Source organism: Veillonella sp. oral taxon 158 (genome assembly GCF_018376515.1).
Classification (GTDB): Bacteria; Bacillota; Negativicutes; order Veillonellales; family Veillonellaceae; genus Veillonella; species Veillonella rogosae.
Genome location: NZ_JAHABE010000005.1, coordinates 19285 through 39600 on the forward strand (window position 1 = coordinate 19285; position 20316 = coordinate 39600).

General features: G+C 40.7%; 14 protein-coding genes. 3 read left to right on the forward strand and 11 right to left on the reverse strand.

The window, feature by feature from the left end:
• Nucleotides 1–230: 230 nt before the first annotated feature.
• The 3 genes from KH364_RS04385 to KH364_RS04395 form a co-directional block, all read right to left on the reverse strand.
• The gene (locus KH364_RS04385) at nt 231–875 is read right to left on the reverse strand and encodes a hypothetical protein (RefSeq protein ID WP_273298748.1); all 645 of its coding nucleotides are present in this window, start codon (nt 873–875) and stop codon (nt 231–233) included.
• Between the two features lie 76 nt (nt 876–951).
• Nucleotides 952–5610, reverse strand: a complete 4659-nt coding sequence (locus KH364_RS04390; protein WP_105081319.1) for an ESPR-type extended signal peptide-containing protein — start codon at nt 5608–5610, stop codon at nt 952–954.
• Nucleotides 5611–5869: 259 nt separating this feature from the next.
• Nucleotides 5870–6019 carry a hypothetical protein gene (locus KH364_RS04395; RefSeq protein WP_273298749.1) on the reverse strand — a complete coding sequence of 50 codons (150 nt, stop codon included), beginning with the start codon at nt 6017–6019 and terminating at the stop codon, nt 5870–5872.
• A 148-nt stretch (nt 6020–6167) separates the two neighbouring features.
• Here KH364_RS04395 and KH364_RS04400 point away from each other — a divergent pair, with 148 nt between their 5' ends.
• Nucleotides 6168–7493 (forward strand): FAD-containing oxidoreductase, encoded by a 1326-nt coding sequence (locus tag KH364_RS04400; RefSeq protein WP_273298750.1) that lies wholly within the window; start codon nt 6168–6170, stop codon nt 7491–7493.
• A 306-nt stretch (nt 7494–7799) separates the two neighbouring features.
• On the opposite strand, the gene KH364_RS04405 is transcribed toward KH364_RS04400, so the two are convergent.
• Nucleotides 7800–8327 carry an ECF transporter S component gene (locus KH364_RS04405; RefSeq protein WP_009352656.1) on the reverse strand — a complete coding sequence of 176 codons (528 nt, stop codon included), beginning with the start codon at nt 8325–8327 and terminating at the stop codon, nt 7800–7802.
• A 169-nt stretch (nt 8328–8496) separates the two neighbouring features.
• Nucleotides 8497–10671 carry a heavy metal translocating P-type ATPase gene (locus KH364_RS04410; protein ID WP_273298751.1) on the reverse strand — a complete coding sequence of 725 codons (2175 nt, stop codon included), beginning with the start codon at nt 10669–10671 and terminating at the stop codon, nt 8497–8499.
• A gap of 343 nt (nt 10672–11014) precedes the next feature.
• On the opposite strand from KH364_RS04410, the gene KH364_RS04415 reads away from it, so the two are divergent.
• Entirely contained in the window at nt 11015–11680 is a 666-nt protein-coding gene (locus KH364_RS04415; RefSeq protein WP_273298752.1) for a YigZ family protein, read from the forward strand.
• An 11-nt stretch (nt 11681–11691) separates the two neighbouring features.
• Here KH364_RS04415 and KH364_RS04420 read toward each other — a convergent pair whose 3' ends face one another.
• Nucleotides 11692–11880, reverse strand: a complete 189-nt coding sequence (locus KH364_RS04420; RefSeq protein ID WP_009352671.1) for a hypothetical protein — start codon at nt 11878–11880, stop codon at nt 11692–11694.
• A gap of 196 nt (nt 11881–12076) precedes the next feature.
• Between KH364_RS04420 and KH364_RS04425 the strand changes: the two genes are divergently transcribed.
• Nucleotides 12077–12967 (forward strand): LysR family transcriptional regulator, encoded by an 891-nt coding sequence (locus KH364_RS04425; protein WP_105081316.1) that lies wholly within the window; start codon nt 12077–12079, stop codon nt 12965–12967.
• Nucleotides 12968–13196: 229 nt separating this feature from the next.
• Here the strand turns inward: KH364_RS04425 and KH364_RS04430 are convergent, their stop codons facing one another.
• The 5 genes from KH364_RS04430 to KH364_RS04450 all read right to left on the reverse strand — a co-directional run bounded on the left by KH364_RS04430 (nt 13197) and on the right by KH364_RS04450 (nt 20310).
• Entirely contained in the window at nt 13197–14147 is a 951-nt protein-coding gene (locus KH364_RS04430) for a dihydroorotate dehydrogenase (RefSeq protein ID WP_273298753.1), read from the reverse strand.
• Nucleotides 14147–14914 (reverse strand): dihydroorotate dehydrogenase electron transfer subunit, encoded by a 768-nt coding sequence (locus KH364_RS04435; protein WP_273298754.1) that lies wholly within the window; start codon nt 14912–14914, stop codon nt 14147–14149. Before KH364_RS04435 ends, KH364_RS04430 begins: the two co-directional genes overlap by 1 nt.
• Nucleotides 14915–15047: 133 nt before the next feature.
• A complete protein-coding gene (locus KH364_RS04440; protein ID WP_105081313.1) occupies nt 15048–16337 on the reverse strand; it encodes a dihydroorotase in 1290 nt (429 codons plus the stop codon).
• Complete coding sequence (locus tag KH364_RS04445) at nt 16321–17271, reverse strand: aspartate carbamoyltransferase catalytic subunit (RefSeq protein WP_105081312.1); 951 nt, start codon at nt 17269–17271, stop codon at nt 16321–16323. The genes KH364_RS04440 and KH364_RS04445 overlap by 17 nt, the downstream gene beginning before the upstream one ends.
• Nucleotides 17272–17622: 351 nt before the next feature.
• A complete protein-coding gene (locus tag KH364_RS04450) occupies nt 17623–20310 on the reverse strand; it encodes an ATPase (protein ID WP_273298755.1) in 2688 nt (895 codons plus the stop codon).
• Nucleotides 20311–20316 lie beyond the last annotated feature (6 nt).

A 20316-nucleotide genomic window follows, 5' to 3' on the forward strand; every position in this document is an offset into this window, starting at 1 on the left:
TAAAAAAAGATGTGTCAAGTAGAAATACTTAACACATCTTTTTTATTGTAAAATTATTATTAAAATAAATTTTTAAATTGCAATATGAAATTGAGCTGTATCCAAATCTACAATTCTATTAACTTCTTCAAGAAAGACCTCCAAGGGAGTTCTATAATTTAGAAGCTTGCATGGCAATAATTTAATTACAATATTTAATTAAATTAGCGGTTTATTAGTTACACCATATCTTACTGAATTGTTGGTGCATAAATCACTTGGCGAAGATTCACCGTGCGAAGTTCGTCCATCGCAGGGGCCACTTTTTCGTCCACAGGTTTCACGCGATTGTTGCCGTCTTTCATTGCTTCGTTCAAGCTGAAGATAACCATTTCGTTCATGTAGAAACGCAGTTCGTCATCATGTACATTGGCCGTATTGCGATCCAAGATGTCGATGATTTGTTGCGCGTAGTCCAATTTAGCGTTTTCAGATACAGTCGCATGCTCTGTAAAGAACTGTTTGTAATCGTTGTACAAACGATCTAATGCCATGCGCGCATAGCTGTCGTTTTTGTAACGATGACTCACGATGTACCAGCTGCGACGAACGTTCATGTAGTACAACACATTGTTACGGTAACGCTCTTGACCGGTCATAATGCGGGAATCATCCATGATACGCTTGCCCTTTTGATCCAATTGGAATTGTGTGAAAGCATTCACTACGTCCCAAACTTCTTCGCTAGGTACAGGAATAGCCACTTCTGCTTCAATCACGTTTAATGGTTCAGCTGGTTGTTCCGGCATCATCAATCGATCTTGAGCCGCATCCACTTGGCCCACCGCACACACACACGCAAGTGCCAATATAGGCATAATTTTTTTGAATTTCATACATTCTCCTGATAATCAGTCGCCCTGCGAAGGGCGGCTTTCATATTCCTTACATAACTAGACTAAGAATTCTCCCTTATTTAGAAAGACCCACTTGTTGCATAAGTAATGCGATTTGAGCTTTCATTTGTTCATTATCTTCCTTCACAGAGGATAATTCATCAATACGTTGTTGCATACGTGCATTATCCTCCTTAACAGAAGACAACTCATGGAGGCTTTCTTGCATGCGTGCATTTTCAGCTTTCAACGCTGTTACTTCATCTTGCAACACATAAATAGAGCTGATAGGACCGCCCTTATAACGTTCAGGAACAGCTTTCTTCGCATCGGAAGTGCCGAATTTACGAGTTACACCAGCATTCACCATGTTATGGTGGCTACCTACGGACATCCCTACATGGAACATTGTATCTTCCGCCGTGTAATGTGCAATGCCTAGAGCCGCCGCCGTTTCACCGCGATAGTTGCCGATGCCGGCCATCACCTGAGTCGGTTCCAACGGATCATACTGAATAGGTTTCAACGCTGAAATTGCCGCCGCATGAGCGCCCACACGTTGCGTTTCGCCCGCTACCGCATTAATGGCATTTGACAAGCCGCCAGTAGCATCTTTCAATTGATTTACGTTAACCGCATCGGTACCATTTACGCCAGGGCCGACATTGGTAATTGTATTACCGCCGTTATCCAAACCGTTTTTAGTAAGGCTTACAGTATTTCCGTTAGCAGGTGTAATCGTTACACCGCCACCGTTCATAACTATAGTATTACCTGCAGCATCTTTAGTTGTGACTGTTTCAAGACCTTTCAAATCTTTCGCCATACGAACCTTAAGGTTGCCAGCACCATCAGATACGACACCTAAATTATCTTCTGTAGTCAACTTGCTAGCATCAGTGATACCGCCGATTACATTTACTTGTTCGTTAAGCTTTTTCTTGATAACATCACCGGAGTCACCACCGTATTTCATACCGTCGTCTTTAGTCGCCACTTGATGTGTCTTACCGTTTTCGTCTTGGTATTTAATGCGAGTGATTTCTTTACCTTCGAGATCAGGATCTCCTTTTTCAACAGTGATATCTGCGCTACGACCATCTTTGCCGTTTAAGCCAATGTGACCAATGCCGTCTTTACCGGACATGGATACAGCATCTTTACCGTCTTTGCCTGTGATACCTACTTTGCCGTCTGTACCGTCAGCACCATTAGGACCAGTAATAGATACGCCATCTTGACTGTTTTTACCAACTTTTACCTTATCAGTAGTTAAGCTGTCAGTCTTAAGGTTTTTCGCCATCTTGATATTAACATTACCATCTTGGTCGGCTACTGTTTTAATATTTTCGCCGGAGTATTTATCGTCAGACTCTGTACCTTCACCTTTGATAGTAACCTTTTGGCCTAGATTACGGTGGAATTCACCTGTATTACCAGCAAAATCCATACCTTTTTTCGTGATTTCATCACCTATGTTATTAATCTTATTATCTAAGGATTTGTGAGATTTTTGCAATTGATCTTCTGTAGCCGCACGACCGCTTGTGATGTTGTCAGGATCCCAATCTTTGTTTTCTAGGCCTGTCACATAGCCGTCTTTACCATCAACAGAGACTTTACCTGCTGCAATCTTACCATCTTTACCATCGATAGTCACCTTATCACCAGCTTTAATTGTACCGTTTTCACCGTCAATTGTTACGTTGCCAGCTTTAATAGTACCTTTGTTGCCGTCGATTGTAACTTTATCACCAGCTTTGATAGTACCTGTAGTACCATCCATTGCGATTTGTTTCGTAGCATCAGAGCCCAATGTCACTTGATCTTTAAGACTTACTTCATAGTTCTTGGAACCATTCGCATTGGTGCTAGGTGTCACAGTAATATTATTACCTGCAGATACCGTTGTGGATGCAGCTGCTGTAGCTTTATCCAATTGAGATTTATTAACCGCATCTTTAGGATCCGTACCGTCGGCTACATTCGTAATCTTATTACCGCCGTTATTGAGGCCGTCCTTTGTGAGGCTCACCTTATTACCGCTGGCAGGATTGATTGTCATACCGTCACCGTTGATAACAGTGTTATTACCACCGTTTGTGAAAGTTGTAGACGTTAAACCCTGTAATTCTTTCGCCAATTTTACATTCAATGTACCGTTACCGTCGGATACAACACCGATATTATTGTCGGATAATTTAGCTACATCAGCACCGCCTTTGATAGTTACGGTATCACCTAATTTTCTGTTGCTTACGGCACCGGTATCACCGGCAAAGTTCAAGCCTTTTTCAATAGTTTTATTGATATCGGAGATATCCTGTTTATTCTTATTGATGTTCTGCGTATTGTTGGCGATATCTCCGGCATTTTTAGTGATGTTCTGTTTGTTACCCGCAATATCCTGTTTATTTTTGTCGATGTCGGATCTATTCGTATTAACTTTGTCGTTAACCTTCTTCAACTGATCTTCCGTAGCACCACGACCGGATACAGCCACTGGATTATCCACATTCCAATCCGTATTCGTGAGACCTGTTACATGACCTGTATCACCATCTACAGTTACAGGGTGGGCAGCACCGACATTGATTTTATTGCCTAAACCGACAGTAAATTCCTTACCGCCATTCGCATTCGTACCTTCCGTTACGGTTACATTCGCATCCTTTGCTTTCACAGTGGATGCCTTCGCAGTACCGTTGATAGCTTTTTGTAACTGACCGTAGTTAACTGCATCATTAGGATTACTACCATCCGCCAAGTTGGTAATCTTCTGATTGTTCGCATCAATACCATTCGGCGTTACATAAGTCTTACCGTCTACAGTCAAGCCGTCATTGTTGATAGTCGTACTGCCGGCAGTAACGCTTTCTAGACCGGTTAACGTTTTCGCCAATTTTACATTTAATGTATCCGTTCCGTTGGATACAACGCCGATATTATTATCGGATAGTTTTGTCGGATCGGTCACACCACCGACAATATTCGTCTGTTCACCAAATTTACGAGTAAATTTATTAGCTGTAGCCGATGCAGCTTTCACATCACCAGCATATGCCACGCCCTTATCCATCTCCGAAGTAACTGCATGCAATTGACTGCCGTTGATAGCATCCGTAGAAGTATCGGAAATACGACCTGCCGCTACATTAGTAATTGTCCGTTCCATGCCTGCCTTGCCGACACTTACGGTGGATGCCGGATTAATACCTGCAAAGTTATGTACAGCCCCGTTAATGGTTGCGGAAGGTGTCGCTACAGCTGCTGCCGTTTCAGAACCGGTCCCCAGAGCTACAGCGCTTTCATTATCTACCTTTGTATTATTACCGAGAGCCACAGCATTTTTCGCCGTCACGGAAGCATTGTTCCCGAGAACCATAGCCCCATCAGCGGAAACATTGGAGTTACTGCCCACTACATAAGAATTATCGGCCGTAATACTGTTCTTATAGCCGAATGCACCAGACATATTACCTTTAACAGTACCGTCTGTAACAGTTGTAATTTTATCCTGATCGGCACCTGCACCACTACCATTTGCTTCCGTCGTGGTCATAACAGTAGCGGAACCGATAGTATTTCCTGCACCGATAGCATACGCCTGATTACCGTAAATCGTATTCTTGGAACCAACAGCAGCAGACTCTTTCCCGGATTTAGAACCGTCTTTCATATCTAAACCGACCTGGTTCGTATCACCGATAGAGGATGAACGATCACCGTAAGCACCAACCTGCGTACCAAGAGCAAGAGAATTTGTTCCCCAACTACGTGTCATGATACCGATGCCGGTGCTGGCTACACCTTTAGTCAAAGAGTTGATACCAATTGCTGTAGAGCCTGTACCATAGGCTTCGCTCAATGTACCGATAGCCGTAGTTGCATCACCGATAGCCGCCGTATTTGCATATTTACCTTTTACATTAATAGATGCCGAACCAAGAGTGCCGGCGAATTTATCTTCAATTTCCTTGTTAAAGCTCTTTTTAATACCGTTTCCAGCAGCCAATTGAGGCACAGTTGTTTCCAATTCAGTACGAGCCATATCGATATCATCACCGCCGATGGCAACGGATGAATTACCGATAGCTCTTGTATCTGCACCGAGAGCAAGAGACTGTGTACCATAAGTTTTCGCAGTGCTGCCGATAGCTACACCTTGCGCATATTTAGGGTTAACAGTACCGCCATCATTCTTAATTTTTACATTTGTTTCCGCAGATGCACCGATAGCCACATCACCACGAGCACCGTAGGAAGCAGCATCCGCCCCCATAACAACAGCGCCGGATCCAGGATTACCATGATGCGTAGAAACAATACTCTTTGCGGAACGACCGATAACGATATCTCCGTTTTCCAAAGCTTGTGCCCCTTGACCTATAGCTACTGTACTTGTCGGGATATTCGTGCCTACAGTACTTTCACCGGCTGCTTTTGCACCTGTACCGATAGCAATAGAATTAGTACCCCGAGCATTTGTGCTATCACCAATTGCGATACCACCGTCATTTTCAGCTTGTGCGTTGATACCATTTTTAATCGGTGCCCCCAAAGCATCCGTAGGCATCATAACGCCCGTCAACATAACGGCAAGCGCAGTAGCACCTACCATTTTAGAAAATACAACCGACAAAGAAGAACGTTTCGTCATGTTCTTTGCTGTTTCCGCTACGACTACGTAACACCCCTTTGTACGATTCCAAATTACTTTAAAAACTCGATTCATCAATCTTACCCCTTTAAATTAAACTAACTATATCCACTTACATAAAAATTACAGTAACCAATCGATAATCACTGAGACTATATCGATTTTCTCAAAATCATATAACTAAAATACCACATTTTACTGTATAAGTAAAATTTTTTTCATTTTATTTTCACATAATTATGCGTTCAAACTATCAATTTTTCGATATACAAAAATATCGAGGCACCGTCACTCGAACAGCCCTCGATATTCTTATATATACTATTAAATTATTCTATTGGATTGTCGGTGCATTAATCGCGGTGCGAAGATCAACCACATGAGTGTCCTCCATCACAGGAGCACCTTTTTCGTCGACCGGTTTCACGCGATTATTGCCATCTTTCATAGCTTCGTTCAAGCTGAAGATAACCATTTCGTTCATTTTCACCTTTCAATGCTGTTAGTTCATCTTACTCTCATTATATTAAGTATTTAAAAGTTGTAAATATACATTTTTACTTAAATAGAATAGGAGATTATGTTATAATAAATACATCCAATATTTTCAATATAAAGACAGGAGGTATTTTATGAATACCAAACATTATGATCTTATCGTCCTAGGTTTCGGCAAGGCTGGTAAAACATTAGCAGCTAAATTTGGCTCTATGGGCAAATCTGTAGCTATGATTGAAGAAAACCCACTTATGTATGGTGGCACATGTATTAATATTGCATGTATCCCAACTAAAACGATGATTATAGCTGCATCAAAAGGCTTATCTTACGATCAAGTATTAAACCAACGCGAGGTAGTTACATCTCGTTTACGCAATAAAAACTTCGGTATGTTAGATACTAATGAACATGTCGATGTATATACTGGACATGGTGAATTCATTAGTAATAAAGAAATTGCCATTACAGTTGGGGAAGATAAAATCATCTTATCTGGTGAAACAATTATTATTAACACTGGTGCTGTAGCGATTAAGCCTAACATTGATGGCATGGACACAGCAACAGGCTTCTATAATAGCACAGAAATCCAACAATTATCCCCTCAACCAAGTACTCTAGGCGTCATCGGCGCGGGCCCTATCGGCCTTGAATTTGCCAGCCTATATGCTAAACTAGGTACAAAGGTAACAGTATTTAATATTGAATCTGGTATCTTAAAACGGGAGGAACCTATCGTACAAGAATTAGCTAATGAGTACTTGACTGAGCAAGGTATTACTATTCTTAACGATGTAACATTAAACTCTGTATCTAATGATGGCAACAAACCTGTTATCACAGCAAATGGTCAAAACTATACGTTTGATGCCGTTTTATATGCTACAGGTCGCAAACCAAATACAGCTAACATCGGTTTAGAAAATACGGATATTACTACTAACGAACGCGGCGCTATCGTAGTGAATGATACATGTGAAAGCTCCGTTCCTGGCGTATATGCAGTAGGCGATGTAAACGGTGGTCCTCAATTTACGTATATTTCTCTCGATGACTTCCGCATTGTGTTTGGTGCTCTTACAGGTAATGGCCAATACACATTAAAAGATCGCAAAAATATTCCTTACACAACATTCTTAACACCTCCACTCGCTCGTGTAGGTCTTACAGAAGAAGATGCTATCAACAAAGGATATACAGTTAAAACTAAAGAAATGCTCGTAGCTACCATGCCAAGAGCTCATGTAAACGACTATTTAAAAGGTGCTTTTAAAATTGTAGTAAATGCAGAAAACAATTTAATCCTTGGTGCTACACTTTATTCTCAAGGTGCTGAAGAGTTGATTAACCTCATTAAAATGGCTATGGACAACAACATTCCATATACATATTTTAAAAATCAAATCTTTACACATCCTACCATGGCAGAGAACTTAAACGACCTTTGTAACTTTTAATGCCATAAACAAACTCAATAACAATTGATATATACTGAAAAATAAAAGGGCGCTCATTAGCTTATATATGCTAATGAGCGCCCTTTAACTATTTAGAAAATAAGGTGCGATTTATAGTTATATACCCTGAATTGAGATACTACAGATTATAATGACAAAGTTCTACTAAATTTCCATCAGGATCTCTTAAGTAAATGCTTTCCATATTTAAAACTTTCATAAAAACCTCTATCTACTGTAATGTAACCTATTCATAGTACCTATTATTAAGATAGTTCCATATAGCATCTGCAATTGTTCTCTCTATTAGTTTTTTGTAAATAATCTACGTACTACCTTTTGTAGTTTTGGTGTTAACACAATAGCTACAATGATACCAGCCGCACTGGTAATCAAGGAGTATTGGATTTTGCTAGCTGCTACAGCCGCGCTGTTAAGAACAAACCACCAAGCAATGAAGTAACCAAAGGCAGTCCAAATAGCACCGATGATGAGAGCTACTAAAATACGACTAAAAGATGCTGTCGGTTTATTGATAGATGGAGGCAAGTAGCCAGCTGTCATACCACCTACGATGAGACCTGCAATACCTTTAATAAAGAAAGAGAATACAATGTATTGCGTATGTCCACCAAAAAGATCAAATAATGCGGAACCAATAGCCGCACCTAAACCACCATATAAACCACCGAATAGAATTGATGTCGTAAAGAGAGCAGCGGAACCTAAATGAACCATGGCCCCACCTGGTATTTCAATGCGAATCGTTGTTGCTACTGCACATAAGGCAGCAATAAAACCGATATATACAATATCGCGAGTCTTTAATTTCATAATAAACTCCTTCCCTTTTCTTAAGAACTATACTCAGTATATCAGATGATAAGTACTATAAAAATACCGAATTTATAGGAATTAATATATTACCAATAAAAATGAAGAACTACAAAACAGCACCTATACCATTCTATAGGTGCTGTTCTATATTTTATCTCATATATAATTAGATTTTTGCTCGTTTCAAGCGAAGGGAGTTACCCACAACGGTGACGGAACTAAATGCCATTGCTGTGCCTGCAATCATAGGATTTAATGCACCGATAGCAGCCAATGGAATACCAATGCAGTTAAAGATCAATGCCCAGAATAGATTTTGTTTAATATTAGTCATAGTCTTACGACTGAGGCGTACTGCTTGTACTAGTGTGTGTAAATCATTTCTTACAAGAACGATATCTGCTGCCTCTACCGCAATGTCTGTACCACTACCGATGGCAAAACCAATATCTGCAGTTACAAGAGCAGGTGCATCATTGATACCGTCGCCTACCATACCTACTACAAGACCTTTATCTTGTAACTCTTTTACCTTGCTAGCTTTATCTTGTGGCAAGACTTCTGCAATAACATGAGTAATACCTGCTTGTTTAGCAATATATTGAGCCGTACGTCGATTATCACCGGTAAGCATCCACACATCAATACCTTGAGACTGTAATTCTTTTACAACCTCAATAGTTTCTGGACGCAATTCATCCTCTACAGCCCACAAAGCACTGATTATACCATCTACAGCTAACACAGAAACGGAAGCACCTTGTTCTTCAAAACGAAGAATATCGTCTTGAACCGCACTTAAATCGTAACCTAATTCAGTCATCCAACGGCTATGACCAAGCTGTACAGATACGCCTTGGTATGCCCCTTGTAAACCTTTACCTGGTACATCACCAAAACTTTCAAGTTCAACAGCTGTACCTTTATAGCCACGATCTTCACCGTAGTACACCATAGCTTTAGCAATCGGATGTGATGTACCACTTTCAAGAGCCATCATAATAGACATATTTGTGCTTTCATCACCATTATAGTTTTTGAAAGCCGTCACATCTAGCACACCTTGTGTGAGGGTACCAGTTTTATCCATAACGATAGCATCAAGTTTTCCTGCTTTTTCAAGATATTCCGCACTCTTAATGAGAACACCATGTTCTGCACCTAGACCAGAGCCAACCATGATAGATGTTGGCGTTGCAAGACCAAGGGCACATGGACACGCAATAACGAGGACTGCTGTGGCATTAATGAGCGCCACATTGAGAGAATCGCCCATTACAAAGTACCAAACGAGACCTGTTAGAATAGCAAGGCCAATAACGATAGGAACGAAGTATTGTGCTACGATATCAGCAATACGTTGAATGCTCGCTTTAGAGGTTTGTGCCTCTTCTACAACCTTAATGATTTGGGACAGCATTGTATCGGAACCAATACGCTTCGCTTCCATCGTGAAAGCACCACTCAAGTTAATGGTCGCCCCAATTACCTCTGAGCCTACTTGTTTTTCTACAGGCAAGCTTTCACCTGTGAGCATAGCCTCATCTACTGTAGAATAGCCGTCAGTAATTGTACCATCCACTGGGATTTTTTCGCCTGCCCGTACTTGTAAAATATCGCCGGCTACTACTTTAGAAGTAGGAATATCTACAAACTCACCGTCACGCAACACATGAGCCGTTGCAGGTTGTAAGGCAATCAATTTTTGAAGTGCTTCAGAGGTACGCCCTTTTGCAATCTCTTCTAAGAGTTTACCAAGAAGGATAAAGGTAATGAGCCACGCAGAGGTTTCAAAGTAAATGCCATGAGGACCTAGCTCAGGATGGAACTGCCAATTATAAATACTGAATAGATACGCTACTGTCGTACCCATTACTACGAGAACGTCCATTGTAAGAGCACCATTTTTCACGGCACTCCACGCACTCTTATAAAACATGAGGCCAGGTCCGAACTGAGCGATAGTAGCTAGAATAAACTCAACCCATACAGGCAATGCTTCAATACCAAATCGATGGAGGGTCATATTCACCATCATAGGCACAGCCATACAAGCTGCAATTATTAATCGGATAATATGAGGCTTTAAATTAACCTTTTCTATTTCCTGCTTTGTTTCATCCGCCTCTTCAGCACCAAAGCCGATATTTGTAATAGCCTCTATAATCTGTTGTGGATCTACGCTAGAGCCCTCTTTATATTCAACGCTACCCTTTCGAGTTAAGAGATTTACCTTTACAGACTCTACACCATCGACTTTAGAAACAACGTTTTCAACGCGCTTTACACAGGCAGCACAATGCATACCTGTTATATCAAACTCTTGTTTCTTTTTACTCATAGTATCACTTCTTTCTAACAGTATATGTAAAGTTATGTACACTTATAGCAATACAAGACTTATGACCATAAACTTATAGTATACATAGCTTGTATTAATAATATAGCTTTTTAAAAAATTCTATCATATAACATATGAACATATTTACATGAGTACTTATTCATACGTCTATATTTAATAGTAACATAAATTCTCATTACGTCAATATCCTACTAAATCTAGAGGATTATTCCTTTTTTATAGGGGAATTAACATGTCCCCACCTATACACAACATTCATAAATAGATTATAATAAAGTGATGATGAATAAACATAAACTTTGATTCTAAAGGAGGTGAAAATATGCCTGAATCAATGAGTCCTACAGTAGAATTTACTTCGGTAGCGAAGGAATTTCGCCATGAATATATTGTTGATAAATCACGATTTATCACAACTATTTACCCTTGTACAACTGAAGAAGAGGCGCAAGCTTTCATTGGTCGCATCAACAAAGAGTTTTGGGATGCCACTCATAACTGTACAGCCTATGCATTAGGACCTAAGCAAGAACAACAACGATCTTCCGATAATGGCGAGCCATCTGGTACAGCTGGCAAGCCAATGTTAGAAGTGCTTAAGAAAACTGGTATAACCAATGTTGCAGTCGTTGTAACTCGCTATTTTGGTGGTATCAAACTAGGTGCTGGTGGCTTGATTCGTGCATATTCACACTCTGTTGCGGAAACATTACGTCTTGCCCCTAAAGAACTACACACAACACGAACTCAACTACAAGCGACCATCGATTACTCACTATATGGCGCAGTAGAAAGATTTGTACAAGACAAAAAACTACATTATGAAGCGAACTTTGGTGAACATGTAACGGTAACAATCTTAGTCCCCCCTACTGATGTGGAGGGCGTACAAAAAGAGCTCCAAGACATGAGTCATGGAGCTGCAGATTGTACAATATTAGATTCTATTGAAGTGGTACTACCGCTAGATGAATCATCTAACCAATAGACACTAAGCAATTAGTTGCCGTGGTTAACTAAACCTGTTACACCTTGACTAAGTTCACGACGTTTTTCATTAGTCAACGGATGAGGCCACACGCGTTCAAGTTGTTTTTTACGACTTAAACCAGTATTGTGTGCAGTCATTAATCTACGTGCTTCCCAGTTACGAATTGCTTTACTTAATGTTCTTTTTACCACGCCCATAGTAGTACCCACTTTCTTAACCACCGTCATTATATCAAAAATTGTGATAAGGATAGAAAGTTTATTTCACATTTAATTAACTCACTATTTCCTTGTTGAGTATAGTATATATGCCATTTTATAAAATGTGAAATGACGGTTACTTAGTTCGTTATAATTTTTATTTATTTTATTTTGTGTATAATAGGGAGATTCCATGGATACATCTTACTACCACAATTTTATTACCCTCGTTCAAACGGGCAATATGACGCAGGCCGCAGAGATTCTTCATATTACACAACCAGCGTTAAGCAAGCAGTTGAAATATTTAGAGGCTGAATTTGGAGCCCAGTTAATCAATATCAAACGCGGGCAACGAGGATCCAACTTACAATTAACAGATGCTGGTAAAATCTTCTATGAAAAGGCACAACAGCTTTGCTCTATTGAAGAATCTACCTATAATGCTGTACAACAATTGAACTCTCGCATTGAAGGTACCTTGCGTATTGCAACCTCTGCTTCTCGTTCAACCCCGATTGTACAGCAATATTTACCAGCCTTTTCTATGAAATATCCGTCTGTTCACTTTGAGATTTACGAAGGTCTCATGACAAATGTAGTAAATCAACTCATCAACGGCAGTGCTGAATTAGGTATTGCTAACATTCAGATGGTAGACACTGATAAATTTGATATTCTTCTTACCCAAGAAGAACATTTATATGCTATCTTCCGTCGCGATGTATTCTGGACAGATCGTGAACATGATACCATCACTTGGGAAGACATCAAAAAATGTCCTCTATCCCTCTCTGGTGGCTCTGTAAGGATGATTATGCAATCTAGCTTAACAGACATGGAACAACTCAATGCAGTGGCTATAACTACTACTAAAAGCTCCGCCATTGAATGGGCTTCTTCTGGCCGCACTGTATCATTAGTTCCAATGGATGCAAAAGAATTAATCAACCATCGTAAGATGGCCCGCATCAAATTGCCAGAATTCTCAGGGGACTTTAAAAAAGCCTTTATCACTCTTAAAGGACATGCTTTATCTCCTGTAGCACAGCAATTTATCGATTTCTACAAAGCTTATGTTTAATTAAGAATAGGCAAAACGATTACCACAATATGACTTTAATAGAGCATACTACTGTAGCTGCTATAAATATAGCCTTCAGTAAAATACATAAGAAAAGACCTAGTACAATATGTACTAGGTCTTTTTGCATCATATCTTGTATATCAGTAAAGCTTATGGTTGTACAGTAAAACTTATGATTGTGCAGGAAAACTTATGGTTGTGTAAGTTTACCATAGATATGATTAGATTAAGCTTGATGAACAGCACCTACAATATCAGTGATACTGTTTAAATTATATTGTTCTACATATACACTCATTTCACGGGCAATACGTGAAATGGTCGTTGGATCTACCATCGTAGCAGTGCCAACTTGAACGGCTTTAGCACCAGCCATCATAAATTCGATAGCATCCTTGCCAGTCATAATACCGCCAAGGCCAATAATAGGAATATTTACCCCTTTATATACTTGGTGTACCATGCGAAGTGCAACAGGCTTTACAGCTGGACCAGATAACCCACCGTAAGTATTTCCCAATAAAGGTTTACGTCGGTGAATATCAATAGCCATACCCAACAATGTATTGATAAGGCTTACCCCATTACCACCGCCAGCTTCAACGGCTTTTGCAATTTCCACAATATCCGTTACATTTGGTGAAAGCTTAACGATAATAGGTTTATCACTGACCTTACGAACGGCCTTCGTTACCTGTTCAACCACCTTTGGATCCACTCCAAAAGCCATACCTTCACGTTCTACATTTGGACAAGATACGTTAACCTCTAGGCCTGCAATACCGTCTACAGATAAGGTTTCTGCCATCCACGCAAATTCTTCAATGGTGCCTGCAGACATATTAGCAAGTAATGGTACATCGTATTTCTTTAAATCTGGCAAAATATCTGTAACAAAATATTCCGCCCCAGGATTTTCAAGGCCGATACAATTCAAAACACCAGATGGTGTTTCTGCAATGCGAGTACCGCGGTTACCATGACGACCTTTTGGAGTCAAACCTTTTACAGAGATAGCCCCTACTTCATTGCTTAGATCAAGGTAGCCTGCATATTCAGGGCCATTACCAAAGGTACCAGACGCAGCGATAATAGGATTTTTCATCTTAATACCGCAATAATCGATAGCTAACTTTGGATTTGGCGTAACGGTGTTATTTAAATCGCGTTCACTCATTAAAAGAACACCTCCTCAGCCGGGAATACAGGACCATCTTTACAAACTTTATAGCGTTTACCTTCTGCACCATCACAACCACAGCCTAAACAACCACCTGTACCACAACCCATGCGCTCTTCAAGAGAAACTTGGCATGGTACATTGAGGTCTTTAGCCACTTGAGCTACACCTTTCATCATCGGCGTAGGACCACAAGTCATAACAGATGTGAAAGAATTAGCATTAATCAGATCTGGCATGATGGCCGTAGGAAAACCTTTTGTACCTACGCTACCATCATCAGTGGTGATATGTACTTTAACAGGCGTATCTTTAAATAAGTCAGCCCAGAAGGTTTCGCTTTCATTTCTAAAACCGAGAATAACTTGTGCTTCTTCCCCTTCTTTCAAATGGGAAGATATGCATAACATTGGTGCAATTCCTACACCACCACCGACGAGAAGCATATTCTTAGATGTAACAAATGGCTCACCCAAAGGACCTAAACAATCTAGAGTATCGCCTGGAACAAGGTGAGTCATAATCTCAGTCCCTTTACCTACGACACGATACAAAAGGGTAATCGTCCCCTTTTCTGCATCAAAGCCTGCATAGCTGATAGGTCGGCGCAATAATGGTGCCGTTGAGTCCGCTACGCGAACATTACAAAACTGTCCTACCTTTGCTTCTGCTGCTTGTTTTGGTGCGTGGATATCCATAATCCACACATCAGAGCCTATTTGCTCATTGCGAACGACTTCGCCCTGTTCTACATAGCCACTCATGATTATTACTCCAATTCAAAATCCTGTAACGCTTCTACAGTATAATTTGCATTATTTATACGATTTGCTACAACTCGTAATACTTCGCATGCTGTATTGAGACTTGTTAAGCAAGGTAGTACTAACGTGCCTTTTATCGTAAGACTACGCCATCCTTCATGACTACTTCGCCATTAACGACTGTAAGTTTTGCTTTACCTTTAACAGTCATGCCATCGAACGGGCTTACCTTACCTTTTGTATAGAATTTATTGCGGTCTACAGTCCATTCTTCAGTTGTAGAGAATACTGTAATATCCGCTGGTTTGCCAACTTCAAGAACACCTGCATCGAGACGCATCAATTCAGCTGGACGAGTACTCATATTGTACACAACTTGATCAATGCTAAGTTTATCTGGACCGTAGGCATTTGTAATAACCGCTGCCAAAGATGTTTCGAGACCGCTAAAGCCATTTGGTGCACAGCAGAACTCATGGTCTTTTTCTTCAAATGCATGAGGTGCATGGTCTGTGATAATAGCATCAATTGTGCCATCTTTCAAACCTTCTAACAAAGCTTGACGATGATCTTCTGAGCGAATTGGAGGAGCCATTTTGAAAGCTGGGTTATATTCGCGTAAATATTCGTCAGTGAAGGATAAATGTTGGCTTGTAACTTCACAAGTTACATTAAGGCCTTTAGCCTTCGCACGACGAACCATATCTACCGTGTTTTTACTACTTACGTGAGCGATATGGATATGACCACCTGTCATTTCAGACAATAAGATATCACGTGCTACAGCCAAATCTTCAGCTACTGCAGGACGACCAGAAACACCTAGCTCATAAGATACAATACCTTCGTGCATATGACCATTTTTAGTCAATGTAATATCTTCCGCATGGTCGATAACCATTTTATTGAACATGGAGGAGTATTCTAAAGCGCGACGCATGAAAGCCGCATTTTCTACGTAGTGACCATCATCGGAGAATGCAACTACACCTGCTTCAGCCATATCGCCTAATTCAGCAAGTTCTTTACCTTCAAGGCCTTTGGATACAGCACCGATGAATTCTACTTTAACTACACCAGTAAGCTCTGCTTGTCTTTGCAAACCTCTTACTAGCATCGCATTATCTACTACAGGATTAGTATTAGCCATAGTTACAACGCGTGTGAAACCACCTGCTGCAGCTGCTTGTGTACCAGAGTGGAAGTCTTCTTTCGCTTCTTGGCCTGGTTCACGCAAATGTGTATGAATATCGATAAGGCCAGGTGCTACGATAAGACCTGTTGCATCATATACTTCAGCGCCGTCTGCACTTAAATTTTGACCAATGGCTGCAATTTTACCATCTTTTACGAGAACGTCTGCTACTTCGTTTTGTTTTTTCGCCGGATTTACTACCGTACCATTTTTAATAAGCAAGCTCACTACCGTCACCTCCGATAATAGTTAAGTACAATACAGCCATACGTACAGCTACGCCATTGCGTACTTGTTCTTGAATTACTGATTGATCAGAATATGCTACATCTGGCGCAATTTCAAGACCGCGGTTCATCGGACCTGGATGCATTACCATTACATCGTCTTTAGCTAATTTCAATACTTCGTTATTGATGCCAAAGATTCGTGCATATTCTCTATTTGTAGGATATAGTGCAGAGTGAATACGTTCTAATTGAATACGAAGTACGTTTACTACATCTGCATTAGCAACTGCTTCACGAATATCATGGTGTACAGTAACACCTAATTTTTCAAGTTCTGGATATACCATTGTACGAGGACCAGCTAGATGTACATCAGCACCCATTTTAGTAAGGCCGTAGATGTTAGATCTTGCTACACGACTGTGCATGATATCGCCGATAATTACTACTTTTAAGCCTTCAAGGGATTCTTTTTTTTCTAAAATAGAGTACATATCTAGCAAGGCTTGAGTTGGATGCTCATGAGCGCCATCACCTGCGTTGATGATGATAGGATCAACTGCTTTAGTAGCATATAAAGGTGCACCTTCTGCGCTGTGGCGCATTACGATAGCATCTGTGCCCATGTAGGACATTGTTAACAATGTATCGCGGAAGCTTTCACCTTTACCCATGGAAGAGCCACTTGGAGAAAGATTGATAACGTCAGCCCCTAAATATTTGCCGGCTAACTCAAAGGAACTACGGGTACGAGTACTTGGCTCCATAAAGAGGTTAATAATAGATTTCCCCTTCAAAAGTGGAACCTTCTTGTCATCTGAAAGTACGATGTTCTTCATTTTCTTTGCCACATCTAAAATCAATTTGATTTCTTCAGGTGACACATTTTGCAAACCTAATAAATGTTTGCCTTTTAGGCTAACTTGTCCCATGATTTCCTCCTAACTCACGTAACAAAAAAGACCTTTTGCCCAGGGCAAAAGGTCAAATAGTTTGCACAAAGAAGCCCTTATGGGCGCTTCAACTATATTCCTTTTTCAGCCTCTCTGGACTAAATTAAAAGGTATTGTATTATGCAATGGTCTCTCGTACCATATACGCATTTTCTTTTTTTATTGTACTGAATCTACCTGTGAAAGTCAATGTAAAACGCAAAATTCATAATGATTTTAAAAAGAGGACAAGCACATAAAATTGCTTGTCCTCTCTATATTTAAACAGCTTTTAACCCCTCACAATAGACTAATTTAACTTAAAAATTTTATCAATTGAAATTAACAGTATTAGCCTAAAGGATAAATTCTTGGAGGATTTTGTTCTTCGTTTTGCTGTTCATTTTGTGGTGCCAATGGAGCTACCGGCGCAGTTGGCATCGGATTCACTTGCACATATTGCTGATCTTGTGGCACTTGCGGTTGTCGTTGATCACGACGACGCGTATTTTGAGATGCCGTCGGTCTTGGCTTAGTTAATTCATCGATAGATACTGCATTTGGAATTGTTACACTCGGTGTATCTTCATGAATATCGTCAAGCTCGTTAAAGGATGGACCAGTCTTAGCAGCTTGAGCCGCTTTACGTTCCGCTTCAATTTGTTGTCGAGCAAGCTCCGCTCGACGACGAGCATTTTCTTGTTGTTCTTTAACGCGTTGAATCGCTTCAGCACGCTCTTTAGCTTTACGTTCGATTTCAGCTTGTGCCAACGCTTGTTGACGAGCCGCTTCAGCCTTGCGCTCCGCTTCAAGATGTGCTTGGTATCGTTCCTCAGCAATACGGCGTGCCTCTGCGGCTTGGCGTTCTGCTTCAGCTCGTTCTGCCGCAAGTCGTTCTTGCTCTGCCTTACGAGCCTCTTCAGCCAAGCGAGCTTGTTCAGCTTTACGGGCTGCTTCAATTCTCGCCTCTTCTGCTTTACGCGCTTCTTCAGCACGTTTTGCTTCTGCTGCTAAACGTGCTTCCTCTGCCTTACGAGCAGCCTCAATTCGTGCTTCTTCAGCTTTACGAGCTTCCTCAGCACGGCGAGCCTCTTCTGCCTTTCTAGCCGCTTCAATTCGCTGTGCTTCTAAAGCAGCTTTCGCCTCTGCTGCTCTACGAGCATCTTCTTGACGTTTTGCTTCAAGAGCTGCTTGCTCTGCTGCACGTTGTGCTTCCAAGGCAGCTTTTGCTTCTGCCGCTATGCGAGCTGCTTCCGCTTTTCGTGCTGCCTCTAAACGTTCTGCTTCCGCCTTACGTGCTGCTTCGATACGGGCCAACTCAGCTTTACGCACTTCTTCTGCCTTGCGAGCTTCCTCAGCTTGGCGTTCAAGCTCAGCCTTTCTACCTGCTTCTATGCGTTTTGCCTCTTCTGCTTGTCGCATTTCTTCGGCTTTCTTAGCCTCTAAAGCTGCTTTTTCTTTTGCCGCTTGTGCCTCTTGAGCCGCTTTTAATTCAGCTGCCTTGCGGTCAGCTTCGGCTTTTTCTGCCATTTTACGCTCAATTTCAGCATGTTTGGCTTCTGCAGCCTTGCGTGCCATTTCTGCTTTTTCAGCAGCTAATTTTGCTTCTTCTGCTTTTTTACGAGCTAATGTTTCCTCCGCTTCTTTTGATTTTTTAAGTTGAGCTTCTTTTTTAGCTTCAGCAGCTGCTTTATCACTTAACTTTTTAGTTTCTTCATGAGCGATATTCTCTGCCTGCTTACTAAGTGTCAATGTGGATTTTGTAGTATCTACAGTACCTTTATTGCTATCTTTACCACCTATAGGTCCTACCGGAATTTGCGTAGTCCCTTGAGTTGGATGACCTAAACTATCTTTTACATCCTTAGGAACATTAACAGCAATAGTTTGATGTTTTTGTGGATTCGCAAGAGATTCAGGAATTAACAAGAACCGTATCGGCAAGTTAGATGCCCCTGCAGGCATAAAGTTTAATGTTAATAAATCACCTGCGTTATAGTTACCCATGATGCGACTATCTAAAATAGTTCCATCCCCAAGTGCAGAGATACCATCAGCACCACCAATATGATAGGTTCGTGTATCTGTTTGACCACGGCGAGCACCTTGTTGGTGTAATGCTTTCACCGTAAAGGAACCAGAATAGGGACCACCAAGAGGGTTAAAATACAATCTAAATGGTTCATTACCCTTTGTAGGAATTTTTAGTGTATAAGATACACCATAGTTACCACGATCGCGAACAAATGCTTTATTTTGCATTTCGTCTACACCGTTGATAAACATATCTTCACGGTCATTACCGATTTCTACAAAAGCACCACCTAATGTCGTATCAAATGGTGTAGTAACCTCCATATTACGCTTAGACCCAGTATAGGTACCACGCAACTGAATTTCATCAATAGGCAAATTTTTCGCCCAATGAGATGCATCTACAGCATCAATACCCATAGGTAGCATCATAACGCGAGCAAATACAGGCGCTTCCGTTTTAATATCTACAATCCCTGTAAATAATGCGTCTTGATATACAGGCGTTTGCTCTAAATCGCTAAATATTAGTTTACGACCTTGTGGTGGAATACTTAATGAATATAATGGTCTAGCATTAGGGCTTTCATTAAGAGGCTGTTCTAAATCTTTACGCGACAAATCACGACCAGCCGCAAAATAGTCAGGTGTGGCTATAGATTTTAACTGTCGCATTACATGGACTGTATTAGGATATGCCGTTTGATTTTCGAGAACAATAGCAATTTTATGAGGCTGATCCATTTCATTTACATGATAAAAATAGATACGGCCATTGCCATTAATTGTACCTGCACTAAGCGTACCACCTACAGGCCCTACGTATTCAGGGCTATCTGATAGGAGTAATGTATCCGTTTGAGATACTAATGTGGGTGGTAACGGAGAGAACTGAAAATATCCAATTGATTGTAAATCTATATCACGAGCCTCTACATGGCCTGTAAGAGCAGCCATGGCGGCCATAGCCGCAGCTACACAATATCTTGATTTATAAGAAAACATATATTA